Genomic DNA, 13,433 nt, shown 5'->3' on the forward strand with positions numbered 1-13,433 from the left:
ATCCTGTGGCCCAGAACACCGACGGGCGCGTCGGCCATTCCCGCCTGCCGGGCTCCGGACGGGCATGGGAGGATCAAAGTATTCGAACGTGACACAAAGGAGTGTGCTCGTGCCCGGTGAGAACCTGTCCCGCGACGAGGCCCGTGAACGGGCCGAGCTGCTGGCCGTCGACGGATACGACGTCGAGCTCGATGTCCGTTCCGCGGTCGGCGGGCCCGACGGGGAGGACGGACAGGGTGCCGCGCCGCGGACCTTCCGCTCGGTGACGACGATCCGGTTCCGTTCCGCCCGGCCCGGTGCGACGACCTTCGCGGACCTGATCGCCCCGTCCGTGAACGCGGTGACGCTGAACGGCACGGCGCTGGACCCCGCGGCCGTCTTCGACGGGACGCGCGTGACGCTGGCGGACCTGCCCGAGGGCGAGAACGTCCTGGTGGTCGACGCGCAGTGCGCGTACAGCAGGACCGGCGAGGGGATGCACCGCTTCGTCGACCCCGAGGACGGCGAGGTCTACCTCTACACCCAGTACGAGCCCGCGGACGCGCGCCGCGTCTTCGCCAACTTCGAGCAGCCCGACCTCAAGGCCCCCTACCGCTTCCGGGTGACGGCGCCCGAGGAGTGGACGGTGTGGAGCAACGGGGCCGAGGAGTCCCGTGAGGGCGGGGTGTGGCGGTTCGCCGAGACGAAGCCGATCTCGACGTACATCACGGCGGTCGTCGCCGGTCCGTACCACTACGTGACCGACTCCTACAGTCGTACGTTCGACGACGGCACCACCCTGGAGATCCCGCTCGGCGCGATGTGCCGCAAGGGGCTCGCCCGGCACTTCGACGCGGACGACGTCTTCCTGATCACCAAGCAGGGCCTGGACTTCTTCCACGACAACTTCGACTACCCGTACCCGTTCGGCAAGTACGACCAGGCGTTCGTCCCCGAGTACAACCTCGGCGCGATGGAGAACCCGGGCTGTGTGACCTTCCGCGAGGAGTACATCTACCGCGGCAAGGTGACGCAGGCGGCGTACGAGAGCCGGGCCAACGTCATCCTGCACGAGATGGCGCACATGTGGTTCGGCGACCTCGTCACCATGCAGTGGTGGGACGACCTGTGGCTGAAGGAGTCGTTCGCCGACTTCATGGGCGTCTTCGCCATGGTGGAGGCCACCCGCTTCAAGGACGGCTGGATCACCTTCGCCAACAACCGCAAGTCCTGGGCGTACCGCGCCGACCAGCTGCCGTCCACCCACCCGATCACGGCCGACATCCGTGACCTGGAGGACGCGAAGCTCAACTTCGACGGCATCACGTACGCCAAGGGCGCCTCGGTCCTGAAGCAGCTGGTGGCGTACGCGGGCCGGGAGGCGTTCCTGGAGGGCGCGCGGCGTTACTTCAAGAAGCACGCCTACGGCAACACCCGCCTGGGCGACCTGCTCTCGGTGCTGGCCGAGACCTCCGGCCGGGACATGACCGCGTGGTCGCGTTCCTGGCTGCAGACCGCGGGCGTCAACGCGCTCACCCCGGTGGCGACCTACGACTCCGCCGACCGGATCACCGAGCTGGCCGTGCTCCAGGAGGCGGCGGACACCCATCCGGAGCTGCGCCCGCACCGGGTCGCGGTCGGTCTGTACCGCCGTACGCCCGACGGCGACCTGGTGCGCTACGCGCGTGCCGAGGCGGACGTGTCGGGCCCCCGTACCGTGATCGCGGAGCTGGCCGGTTCGCTGCGGCCCGAGCTGATCCTGGTCAACGACGACGACCTGACGTACTGCAAGGTCCGGTTCGACGAGGCGTCGCTGGACACGCTCCGCGCGCACCTGGGCGATCTGACCGACCCGCTGGCCCGCGCGCTGTGCTGGTCCGCGCTGTGGAACCTCACCCGGGACGGACTGATGCCGGCCCGCGACTTCGTCGCGCTGGTGCTGGCCTTCTCCGGCCGGGAGACGGACATCGGGGTGCTGCAGATGCTGCACACCTGGACGCGTACGGCGCTGGTGCACTACGCGGCCCCGGCCTGGCGCGAGGAGGGCGCCCGGAGCCTGGCCGAGGGCGCGCTGCGCGAGCTGCGGCTCGCGGAGCCGGGCAGCGAGCACCAGCTGGCCTGGGCCCGCTTCTTCGCCGCCGTGGCCTCCTCGGACGGCGACTTCCAGCTGCTGTCCGGGCTGCTCGACGGCACGGCCCGGATCGACGGCCTGGACGTCGACCAGGAGCTGCGCTGGGCGCTGCTGTCCCCGCTGGCCTCGCACGGCGCGGCCGACGACGCGGCGGTCGCCGCCGAACTGGCCCGGGACGACACGGCGTCCGGCAAGCGCCACCAGGTGCGGTGCCTGGCCTCGCGCCCCTCGGCCGCGGTCAAGGCGCAGGCGTGGGCGGCCGTCGTGGAGTCGGACGCGCTCTCCAACGCCCTGGTGGAGGCCACGATCCTGGGCTTCTCGCAGTCCTCGCAGCGCGAGCTGCTGGCGCCGTACGCGGAGAAGTACTTCGCCGCGATCGAACGGGTCTGGGCCGAACGCTCGATCCAGATCGGGATGTCCGTGGTGCGGGGGCTGTTCCCCGCGCTCCAGGACGACCCGGCGACGCTCGCGGCGGCGGACGCCTGGCTCGCCGGGCACGCGGACGCGGCCCCGGCGCTGAGGCGTCTGGTCCTGGAGTCCCGGGACGATCTGGCGCGGGCGCTGCGCGCCCAGGAGTGCGACGCCGCCGAGGACTGATCCCCGGTCCGGTCCCACGCGGCCCGTCCTCCCGGTGGAGGGCGGGCCGCGGTGTTCCGTCCCCGGTGCGGTCACCGGGTGCTGCCGCCGGGTGCGCGGGGCGCGTGCGCCCGGCGCCCGGTGGTGGTGGCGCGCCCCCGGTGACCAGCGGGTAAACCACGGCGGGTCGGGCCTTTTCGGTAGTCGAACGTCCGTACTTTAGGACGGCGTTGTCCGGGTATGTCGACGGGCCTGTAACAGGGGTTCAGGCCCCGGCCGCCGACGGGATAGACCGAAGCATGACCCAGGACACCCCACTCTCCCCCTGCCACTCCCGCATCGCGCCGGACGCCCGTGAACGCGTCCTGTCGGCCGCCCAGTTGAAGGCCCGGGGCGTCTCCCCCGCGCAGAGCGCCGGACGGTGCCTGCCCGGCGGCCCGTGGCAGCAGCCGCTGCCCGGTGTCTTCGTCCTGCACCCCGGTCCGCTCAGCGACCGGGAGCGGCTGCGTTCGGCGCTGCTGTACGCGGGGCGGCCGCCCGCCGCCGGACGGCGCTCCGCCCCGGCGCGCGCCGGGGGCACCGATCCCGGGTACGGCGAGGCGGTGCTCACCGGTCTGGCCGCGCTCTCGCTGCACGGCTTCACCAGCGCCCCGCCCGCCCTCGCCACGGACCGGGTCGACGTGCTGGTGCCGCGCGCCCGGCGGCTGCGCTCGGCCGGCCACGTACGGCTGACGCGCACCTCCGACCTGCCGGAGCCGGAGCGGGTGGACGGGCTGCCGGTGGCTCCGGCGGGCCGGGCCCTGGCGGACGCCGTGGCCGGGCTGGGGGACGCGCTCGTGGTGCGCAGGCTGCTGACCGAGGCGGTGCGCGGCGGGCACTGCGAACCGGCGGTCGTGGTGGGCGAACTGAACCGGGCCAAGGTGCTCGGCCGCCCCCAGGTGGTGCACGCGGTGGACTCGCTGCTCGCCGAGGGGCGGGCGCTCGCCGAGGAGCGGCTCTACGACCTGGTACGGGCGCACGGGCTGCCCGAGCCGCTGTGGAACGTGGACCTGCGGCTGCCCGGCGGTCCGCACCTGGGCGCGGTCGACGCGTACTGGCCCGAGGAGGCCGTCGCCGTGGAACTGGAGGCGCGGGCGCCGCGCCACAGCCGGCTGCCCGACGGGCGGCTGCGGGAGGAGCACGAGAGCGTGTGGTCCGCGTACACGGAGCGGCGCGAGCACCTGGAGCGGCTCGGTGTCACCGTCGTCCATCTCTCGCCGGGGAAGCTGCGGGACACTCCCCGGCAGCAGGCGGCCGTGGTCCGGACGGCGTTGATGGCGGCGGCCGACCGGGAGCCGGCCGCGTATGTCATGATCCTTCCGCGCTGACCCCGTACGCCCCGCCGGTCCCGTCGGCCTCCTGGGTCTCATGAACCCCGATGACCTCGGTGACCTCGGTTCCCGCAGGTGTCGCACCCGCCGCCACACACGCCACGTATCAGCGCATTCGTCCCGGGTGACGCTTCGTCACCACTGGCGGGATTACGCCATGACCGCATCTCACCCCCCACAAACTCTCCACAAACACCGGTCATCTGCGAAAGGGTGAGCGATCATCCGGTACCGATTTCCGGACTCTCTCTTTCACATTCAGGGATGCAGATGACCTCCGAATCCCCCGGCTCCATACCTGGGGCCAGACGCGCGGCCCGCGTCGCGGCCGCCGCCGGACTGGTGGCCGCGCTCGCCGCCTCCGGCGCCGGCCCCGTGTTCGCGGCCGACGACCCGGCAGCCTCCCCCGTCAAGGCCGCCGCCACGGGCTCCGCCCCGGCGGACAAGCTCGGCAAGGCCGACGCCGATGTCCTCGCCAAGGCCAAGGCCAAGGGCGAGAAGAGCATCACGATGATGGTCGCCACCGCTCCCGGTGCGACCGAGCAGGTCGCCGAGCAGCTGGACTCCGTCAAGGGCTCCGTGCTGGGCCGGGCGTACGACAAGCTCGGTTACGTACGGGCGACCGTGCCGACCTCGGCGGCCGACGCCGCCATCAAGGCGGCCTCGAAGCTGTCCTCCGTCCACGGCATCGATCTCAAACAGGAGATCATGCTGGACGACCCGACCCCGGCGGGCGACCGCGCGGCCGGCGCCAAGGCATCGGTGAAGTCGACCGGCACCTACCCGGCGCCCGGGAAGAAGACGCCGGCGAAGAACCCGTACAACCCGTCCTTCGAGACGGGCGCGGTCGACTTCGTCCAGCAGCACCCCAAGGCCGACGGCCGCGGAGTGACCATCGGCATCCTGGACTCCGGTGTCGACCTCGGCCACCCGGCGCTGCAGAAGACCACGACGGGCGAGACCAAGATCACCGACTGGGTGACGGCCACCGACCCGGTCGCCGACGGCGACGGCACCTGGCTGCGGATGACGGACTCCGTGTCCGGCCCGACGTTCACCTACGGCGGCCGCACCTACTCCGCCCCGGCCGGCTCGTACAAGGTCAGTGTCTTCCAGGAAGCCGCCACCAAGGGCGGCGACATGGCGGGCGACCTCAACCGCGACGGGGACACCACCGACAGCTGGGCCGTCCTGTACGACCCGGTCACCGGTTCCGTCCGGGTGGACCTGAACGACAACGGGAACTTCTCCGACGACGCGGTCCTCAAGCCGTACAAGGAGAAGCACCAGGTCTCCTACTTCGGTAAGGACGACCCGCGCACCGATGTCGTCGAGCGCGTCCCGTTCGTCGTCGAGACCCGCAAGAACGTCGTGTACAACGCGGCCGGGGCCACCTCCGACTACGTCAGCATCGGCGTCATCGAGTCCGAGCACGGCACGCACGTCGCGGGCATCACCGCCGCGAACGGCCTGTTCGGCGGCAAGATGAACGGTGCCGCGCCCGGCGCGAAGATCGTCTCCTCGCGCGCCTGCACCTGGTCCGGCGGCTGCACCAACATCGCGCTCACCGAGGGCATGATCGACCTCGTCGTGAACCGCGGCGTCGACGTCGTCAACATGTCGATCGGCGGACTGCCGCCGCTCAACGACGGCAACAACGCCCGCGCCGAGCTGTACAAGCGGCTCGTCGACATCTACGGCGTCCAGCTCGTCATCGCGGCCGGCAACGACGGCCCGGGGCTGAACACCATCAGCGACCCCGGCCTCGCCGACCACGTCATCTCCGTCGGCGCGTCCATCTCCAAGGAGACCTGGGCCGCCAACTACGGCTCCGGCGTCACCAAGAAGTACGACATGCTGCCCTTCTCCTCGCGCGGTCCGCGTGAGGACGGCGGCTTCACCCCGACGCTGACCGCCCCCGGCGCGGCGATCAACACCACCCAGACCTGGCTGCCCGGCGGCCCGGTCAAGGAGGCGGGCTACGACCTGCCGGCCGGCTACTCCATGCTCCAGGGCACGTCGATGGCCTCCCCGCAGGCCGCCGGCGCCACCGCGCTGCTGCTGTCCGCCGCGAAGCAGAAGCACATCGAGCTGCCCCCGGCCGACCTGCGCACCGCGCTGACCTCCACCGCCACCGAGATCAAGGGCGTCCCCGCGCACGCGCAGGGCTCCGGTCTGATCGACATCGTCGGCGCCTGGAAGCAGATCGAGAAGCAGGGCGCCCCGGCGCACGAGTACAGCGTCAAGGCCCCGGTCGACACCGCGATCGACTTCGCGCTGAAGACCCCGGGCTTCGGCACCGGTCTGTACGACCGCGAGGGCGGCCTCAAGGCCGGCCAGACCAAGACGTACGACGTGACGGTCACCCGCACCACGGGCCCGGACAAGGACGTCAAGCACAAGCTGTCCTGGAAGTACAACGACGGCACCTTCAAGCTGCTCGGCGCGAAGAACGTCAAGCTGCCGCTGGGCGAGCCGGTCACGGTCAAGGTCCAGGCGAAGCCGCGCAGCGCGGGCGTGCACAGCGCCATCCTCACGGTGGACGACGCGAAGACCTCCGGGGTGGACCAGCAGATCATGGCCACGGTCGTCGTCGCCAAGGACCTGGTGAAGCCGTCCTACGCGTACACGGTGTCCGGTTCGGTGCAGCGCAACAGCACCACGTCGTACTTCGTGAACGTTCCGGAGGGCGCCAAGACCCTTGAGGTCGCCCTCGGCGCGCTGCGCTCGGGCAGCCAGACCCGCTTCATCTCCATCCACCCGTACGGGGTCCAGATGGAGGACAGCGGGACGCCGTTCTGCTACCCGAACTACGAGAACCCGGCCAACACCTGCCGCCCGGACGTGCGCTCGTACGCCGACCCGCAGGCCGGTGTCTGGGAGATCGAGATCGAGGCCCGGCGCACCTCGCCGCTGCTCGACAACCCGTACAAGCTGGACGTCTCGCTGCTCGGCGCGACCTTCGACCCGGCGGTGCAGAAGCTCGCCGAGGCGAAGATCGGCACCCCGGCCACGGTGAACTGGACCGTCACCAACAACGGTGGCGACCTGGCGGGCAGGCTCAAGGGCGGTTCGCTGGGCTCGGCCGACGTCGAGCGTCCGTCGATCTCCACCGGGGACCAGATCCTCAAGGAGGTCACCATCGGTGAGGGCGTCGAGCGGCTGGACGTCGCCATCGGCTCGACCGAGGACGCCAACGCCGACCTGGACCTGTACGTCTTCAAGGGCGCGACCCAGGTGGCGGCGTCCACCACGGCCGGCTCCGAGGAGTCCGTCAGCCTGGTGAAGCCCGCCGCGGGCACGTACACGGTCCTCGTCCACGGCTACGACGTCCCGGCCGGGACCACGGCCTACGACTACCGCGACGTGTACTACTCGTCGACGCTCGGCACGATCAGCGTCGACGAGACGAAGGCGGTCGACCTGTCCTCCGGTGCCTCCGCGCAGGTCTCCGCCGAGGTGAAGGTCGCCGGCGCGGCCCCCGCGGGCCGGCAGTTCTTCGGCGAGGTCCAGCTGGTGAACGGGCGCGGCACCGCGGCCGGCACCGGCAGCGTCGTGATCGAGAAGGTCACGCAGTAACGGCGCGCCATGATCGTTCGATCGCTTCGTGATCGATTGATCGATTGATCGCTCCCGTGATCGCTTGATCGGTTCGGTGATCGCATGATCGCTTTCCCGGTCGTGTGATCCGTACGACAGTGGGGCGGACGCTCACCGGCGTCCGCCCCACACCGCTGTGCGGGCTGTCCGCTCCCCGGACAATGGATTGGACAAGGAAGCCGTGGACATACGCATCATGGAGCGGCAACCGTGCCCGTTCGTACGTCTGAGGGAGTTCCTGTGAAGGTCGGAATCGTCGGCGCCACCGGTCAGGTCGGCACAGTCATGCGCAGGATCCTGGCCGAGCGGAAGTTCCCGGCCGACGAACTGCGGCTCTTCGCCTCCGCCCGTTCGGCGGGCACCACGATCGAGTGGGAGGGCCGGGAGATCACCGTGGAGGACGCCGCCACGGCCGACTACACGGGCCTGGACATCGTGCTGTTCTCCGCCGGCGGTGCCACCTCGAAGGCGCTCGCCGAGAAGGTCGCCTCGCAGGGCGCCGTCGTGATCGACAACTCCTCCGCCTGGCGCAAGGACGCCGAGGTCCCGCTGGTCGTCTCCGAGGTCAACCCGCACGCGGTGGCGGACCGCCCCAAGGGCATCATCGCCAACCCGAACTGCACCACGATGGCCGCCATGCCCGTGCTGCGCCCGCTGCACGACGAGGCCGGTCTGGAGACCCTGACCGTCGCCACCTACCAGGCCGTCTCCGGTTCCGGGGTGGCCGGTGTGGCCGAGCTGCACGGCCAGGCGTCCAAGGTCGTCGCCGACGCCGACAAGCTCACCCACGACGGCGAGGCCGTCGACTTCCCCGAGCCGGGTGTCTACAAGCGTCCGATCGCCTTCAACGTGCTGCCGCTGGCCGGCTCGATCGTCGACGACGGCTCCTTCGAGACCGACGAGGAGCAGAAGCTCCGCAACGAGTCCCGCAAGATCCTGGAGATCCCCGGGCTGAAGGTCTCCGGCACCTGTGTCCGCGTCCCGGTCTTCTCCGGCCACTCGCTCCAGGTCAACGCCCGCTTCGCCCGTCCGATCAGCGTGGAGCGCGCCTACGAGCTGCTGAAGGACGCCCCGGGCGTCGAGCTCTCCGAGATCCCCACCCCGCTCCAGGCGGCGGGCAAGGACGCCTCCTTCGTGGGGCGCATCCGGGTCGACGAGACCGTGGACCACGGCCTCGCGCTCTTCGTCTCCAACGACAACCTGCGCAAGGGCGCCGCGCTCAACGCGGTGCAGATCGCGGAGCTGGTCGCCGCCGAACTGGCCGGCTGACCCCTCCGGCCCCCGTCCCGGTCCCCTCGGGCGGCCGGGGACCGGGGGCCCGCGCAGGCGGCCGGGGCGGGGGCCCGGTCACGCCCGGCGCACCTCGAAGTGCCAGCAGCCGTACTCGACGGCCCTCACGTGCACCAGCGCCACCGCCGGATCGGCGAACGCCTCCGCGAACGCCTCGTCGAAGCCCCGCTCCTCGTCGGCCGGGATCTCCAGCAGCCGGCCGCCCACGATCCGCCCCTCCGCGTCGTAGCGGCGCACGGTGCGCAGGGCGCCCGCCCGGGAGAACGGATAGCCGCTCCGGTCCTGTGCCGGTCCCTCGCACTCGCCGGCGTGGATGAAGACCGGCCCCGTCTCGTCGTAAGCCCCGGGCCGGGCCCAGGCGGCCGCCGCCCAGCGGCGCAGCGGCGCGTAGCCGACCAGGGCGATCTCCTCCCCCACCTCGTTGCCCCGCAGGCAGCAGCGCAGGGGCGCGCCCGCCTCCGTCGCGGTGTACGGGACGCAGGGGCGGTCGGCGTCGTCCATGGTGCGGAGTTCCTTGAGCGCGGCCGGTTCGATCGCGCGTACGTGGTATCGGGTCATGGTCCGAGCATCGCGTCCGGACGCCTCCGGGTCCGGCGGAAAACGGACATCGCTCTGGGGGCGGCCGCGTGGAAGGATGACCGGAAACATCACAGAGCAAGGAGATGACCGCGTGCCTGGCACGAATCTGACCCGCGAAGAGGCACAGGAGCGGGCGCGCCTGCTGACCGTGGACGCGTACGAGATCGATCTCGACCTCTCGGGGGCGCAGGCGGGCGGGACCTACCGGTCCGTCACCGTCGTGCGCTTCGACTCCGCCGAAGCCGGTGCGGAGACCTTCATCGACCTGGTCGCCCCCGCGGTGCACGAGGTCGAGCTGAACGGCACGGCGCTGGACGTCGCCGCCGTGTTCCGTGACTCGCGCATCACCCTGCCGCGGCTGCTGGCGGGCTCCAACGAGCTGCGGGTCGTTGCTGACTGCGCGTACACCAACACGGGCGAGGGGCTGCACCGCTTCGTCGACCCGGTCGACGAGCAGGCCTACCTCTACACGCAGTTCGAGGTCCCGGACGCGCGCCGGGTCTTCGCGAGCTTCGAGCAGCCGGACCTCAAGGCGACCTTCCAGTTCACCGTGAAGGCCCCGGCGGGCTGGACCGTGATCTCCAACTCGCCGACGCCCGAGCCGAAGGACGACGTCTGGACGTTCGCGCCGACGCCGCGCATCTCCTCGTACATCACGGCGCTGATCGTCGGTCCCTACCACGCGGTGCACAGCAGTTACGAGAAGGACGGCCGGACCGTTCCGCTCGGCATCTACTGCCGTCCCTCGCTCGCCGAGTTCCTGGACGCGGACGCGATCTTCGACGTGACGCGGATGGGCTTCGACTGGTTCCAGGAGAAGTTCGACTACGCGTACCCGTTCGAGAAGTACGACCAGCTCTTCGTCCCGGAGTTCAACGCGGGCGCGATGGAGAACGCGGGCGCGGTGACCATCCGCGACCAGTACGTCTTCCGCTCCAAGGTGACGGACGCGGCGTACGAGACACGGGCCGAGACGATCCTCCACGAGCTGGCCCACATGTGGTTCGGCGACCTGGTCACCATGGAGTGGTGGAACGACCTCTGGCTGAACGAGTCGTTCGCCACGTACACCTCGATCGCGTGCCTGGCGTACGCCGAGGGCTCGCGGTGGCCGCACTCCTGGACCACCTTCGCCAACTCCATGAAGACGTGGGCCTACCGGCAGGACCAGCTGCCGTCGACGCACCCGATCATGGCCGACATCCGTGACCTGGACGACGTCCTCGTCAACTTCGACGGCATCACGTACGCCAAGGGCGCCTCGGTCCTCAAGCAGCTGGTGGCGTACGTCGGCATGGACGCGTTCTTCCAGGGCGTGCAGGCGTACTTCAAGGCGCACGCGTTCGGGAACACCCGTCTCGCCGATCTGCTGGGCGCGCTGGAGAAGACCTCCGGCCGCGATCTGCGGACCTGGTCGAAGGCGTGGCTGGAGACCGCCGGCATCAACGTCCTGCGCCCGGAGATCGAGGCGGACGCCGAGGGGCGTCTCGCCTCCTTCCACGTGCTCCAGGAGGCGCCCGCGCTGCCCGCGGGCGCGAAGGGCGAGCCGACGCTGCGTCCGCACCGGATCGCGATCGGTTTCTACGACCTCGACGGGGCCGGGAAGCTGGTGCGCACCGAGCGGATCGAGCTGGACGTGGACGGCGCGCGCACCGAGGTGCCGTTCCCGGCCGGTACGAAGCGTCCGGCCGTGGTCCTGCTGAACGACGACGACCTCTCGTACGCGAAGGTCCGGCTGGACGAGGAGTCCCTGCGGGTCGTCACCGAGCACCTGGGCGACTTCACCGCGTCGCTGCCGCGCGCGCTGTGCTGGGCGTCGGCGTGGGACATGGTCCGTGACGGGGAGCTGGCCACCCGCGACTACCTGGAGCTGGTGCTGTCCGGTGTCGGCAAGGAGACGGACATCGGTGTCGTCCAGTCGCTGCACCGCCAGGTGAAGATGGCGCTGGACCAGTACGCGGCGCCGGAGTGGCGCGAGGCGGGGCTGGGCCGCTGGACCGAGGCGACGCTGGCGCATCTGCGCGCGGCGGAGCCGGGCAGCGACCACCAGCTGGCGTGGGCCCGTGCCTTCGCGGCCACGGCCCGCACCCCGCAGCAGCTGGACCTGCTGCGGGCGCTGCTGGACGGCACGGAGACCGTCGAAGGTCTGGCCGTCGACACGGAGCTGCGCTGGGCGCTCGTCGAGCGGCTGGCGGCGACCGGGCAGTTCGACGAGCCGGCGATCGACGCGGAGTACGCGCGCGACCGGACGGCGGCGGGCGAGCGGCACGCCGCCGCGGCCCGCGCGGCGCGGCCGCTGGAGGACGCGAAGGCCGAGGCGTGGGCGTCGGTCGTGGAGTCCGACAAGCTGCCGAACTCCCTCCAGGAGGCGGTCATCGCGGGCTTCGTCCAGACCGACCAGCGTGAGCTCCTGGCCCCGTACGCGGAGAAGTTCTTCGCCGCGGTGAAGGGTGTCTGGGACGCGCGCAGCCACGAGATGGCCCAGCAGGTCGCGATCGGCCTCTACCCGTCGCTCCAGGTCTCTCAGGAGACCCTGGACGCCACGGACGCCTGGCTGGCCTCGGCGGAGCCGGGAGCGGGTCTGCGCCGGCTGATGTCGGAGTCCCGCTCGGGCGTGGAGCGGGCGCTGAGGGCACGCGCCGCGGACGCGGCGGCGGCGACCGCGTAGGCACGCGGGCGGTACGCGTAAGGGGCACCCCTCCAGAGGGGTGCCCCTTACTCATGCGGGGTGTCAGACGCTCGACTCCTCGTAGCGGGCGGTCAGTTCCGCCGCGCCGGATTCGGTGAGGGAGCCGTGCAGGCGCATCCGGGCGACCCCTCCGTCGGGGAAGGCGTCGAGGCGGACGTGGGTGACGACGGCCTGGGCGTGCAGCGGGAAGCGGTGGAGGGTGTCGGGCTGGAGCCGGGTGCGCGGGATGATCTCGAACCACTCCCCCGTCTCTCCGTTGCGGCCCTGGAGGGCGATCCAGCCGGCGGCGTTGCCCTTGAGGTAGGCGGTGTCGATCTCGACCGCGCGGACGGCGCCCTGGGCGGGCAGCCGGAAGCGGACCCAGTCGTTCGTGTCGCGTACGCGGCGGCGGCGGTTCTCCCAGCCGTCGTCCATCTTGCGGGAGGTGCCGGGCAGGATGATCTGGGTCGGCGAGGAGTAGAAGCGGTCCGAGGCGTCCTCGCAGCTGCCGCCGTTGAGGACCGAGATCAGGTCGAAGGTGCCGAGGGCGGCGAGCCAGGCCGGGTCGGGGACGACCTCGCCGTGCACACGCAGCCGGGCGATGCCGCCGTCGGGGTGCTGGCACAGGCGCAGATGGGTGTAGCGGCGGCCGCCGGTGATCTCGAAGCCGTTGGCGGCGTGGCCGCGTACCGGGGTCGGCGGGACGATCTCCTCCCACTTCACGTCGTCGGCGAGGAGGGCGTCGGGGCCGGGGGTGCCGGGGACGGACGTGGCCTGGACGGAGACGCGCTGCGGGTAGTTGCCCCGGAAGTGCGCGGTGTCGACGACGAGACCGCGGACGATACCGGGGGCGCCGAGGCGGATCAGGGCCCAGTCGTGCTCGTCCGGGGCGGGGAACGGGTGGGCGGCGTCCGCGCCGCGCCGGCGGCGGGTCTCCCAGCCGTCCATGATCTTGCCCTTGTGGCCGAAGCGCTCGGGGTCGAAGACCGCGCGTTCGCGGACCAGCAGGTTCTCGCGCTCGGCGAAGAACTCGTCGTTGGCGGCGATGACGCCCGCGCCGAGCCGGCGGTCGGCGAGGTCGACGAGATGGGTGAAGGGGAGGTCGGCGGTGCGGTAGTCGGCGTAGGGGTCACCTCCGCCGTACGGGGCCGCGTCGTTGGCGTGGGGGTCCTCGGGGTGGGTGGCGTCCTGCTGCAGGGTCATGCGGTCACTGTTCTACGGCCCGGGGTGCCGGGTCCAT

Annotated in this window: 7 protein-coding genes; 5 read left to right on the forward strand and 2 right to left on the reverse strand. The window is 71.4% G+C overall.

Annotated features, from left to right (window positions below; all coding sequences use genetic code 11):
* Positions 1–109 precede the first annotated feature (109 nt).
* The 4 genes from pepN (ACZ4FH_RS08055) (at position 110) to ACZ4FH_RS08070 (ending at position 8,925) form a co-directional block, all read left to right on the forward strand.
* A complete protein-coding gene (gene pepN, locus ACZ4FH_RS08055; RefSeq protein WP_467303162.1) occupies positions 110–2,707 on the forward strand; it encodes an aminopeptidase N in 2,598 nt (865 codons plus the stop codon).
* A 278-nt stretch (positions 2,708–2,985) separates the two neighbouring features.
* A complete protein-coding gene (locus tag ACZ4FH_RS08060) occupies positions 2,986–4,053 on the forward strand; it encodes a hypothetical protein (protein WP_467303163.1) in 1,068 nt (355 codons plus the stop codon).
* A gap of 267 nt (positions 4,054–4,320) precedes the next feature.
* On the forward strand, positions 4,321–7,635 hold the full coding sequence (locus tag ACZ4FH_RS08065) for a S8 family serine peptidase (RefSeq protein WP_467303165.1): 3,315 nt from the start codon (positions 4,321–4,323) through the stop codon (positions 7,633–7,635).
* 261 nt (positions 7,636–7,896) lie between these two features.
* Positions 7,897–8,925 carry an aspartate-semialdehyde dehydrogenase gene (locus ACZ4FH_RS08070; protein ID WP_385110069.1) on the forward strand — a complete coding sequence of 343 codons (1,029 nt, stop codon included), beginning with the start codon at positions 7,897–7,899 and terminating at the stop codon, positions 8,923–8,925.
* Positions 8,926–9,003: 78 nt separating this feature from the next.
* Here the strand turns inward: ACZ4FH_RS08070 and ACZ4FH_RS08075 are convergent, their stop codons facing one another.
* The gene (locus tag ACZ4FH_RS08075) at positions 9,004–9,504 is read right to left on the reverse strand and encodes a DUF1203 domain-containing protein (RefSeq protein WP_467303167.1); all 501 of its coding nucleotides are present in this window, start codon (positions 9,502–9,504) and stop codon (positions 9,004–9,006) included.
* Between the two features lie 112 nt (positions 9,505–9,616).
* Here ACZ4FH_RS08075 and pepN (ACZ4FH_RS08080) point away from each other — a divergent pair, with 112 nt between their 5' ends.
* Positions 9,617–12,193, forward strand: a complete 2,577-nt coding sequence (gene pepN / locus ACZ4FH_RS08080) for an aminopeptidase N (RefSeq protein ID WP_467303168.1) — start codon at positions 9,617–9,619, stop codon at positions 12,191–12,193.
* Positions 12,194–12,256: 63 nt separating this feature from the next.
* On the opposite strand, the gene alc is transcribed toward pepN (ACZ4FH_RS08080), so the two are convergent.
* Positions 12,257–13,396: an allantoicase gene (alc, locus tag ACZ4FH_RS08085; protein ID WP_467303169.1), complete on the reverse strand. Its 1,140-nt coding sequence runs from the start codon at positions 13,394–13,396 to the stop codon at positions 12,257–12,259.
* Positions 13,397–13,433 lie beyond the last annotated feature (37 nt).

This window comes from Streptomyces sp. NPDC024555, from assembly GCF_055559335.1.

What these genes read in the sequence shown, in the direction of transcription:
- ACZ4FH_RS08065 (WP_467303165.1), top strand. Translation starts at nt 4,321, where the DNA reads ATGCAGATGACCTCCGAATCCCCCGGCTCCATACCTGGGGCCAGACGC.
- alc (WP_467303169.1), bottom strand. Translation starts at nt 13,396, where the DNA reads ATGACCCTGCAGCAGGACGCCACCCACCCCGAGGACCCCCACGCCAAC.
- ACZ4FH_RS08075 (WP_467303167.1), bottom strand. Translation starts at nt 9,504, where the DNA reads ATGACCCGATACCACGTACGCGCGATCGAACCGGCCGCGCTCAAGGAA.
- ACZ4FH_RS08060 (WP_467303163.1), top strand. Translation starts at nt 2,986, where the DNA reads ATGACCCAGGACACCCCACTCTCCCCCTGCCACTCCCGCATCGCGCCG.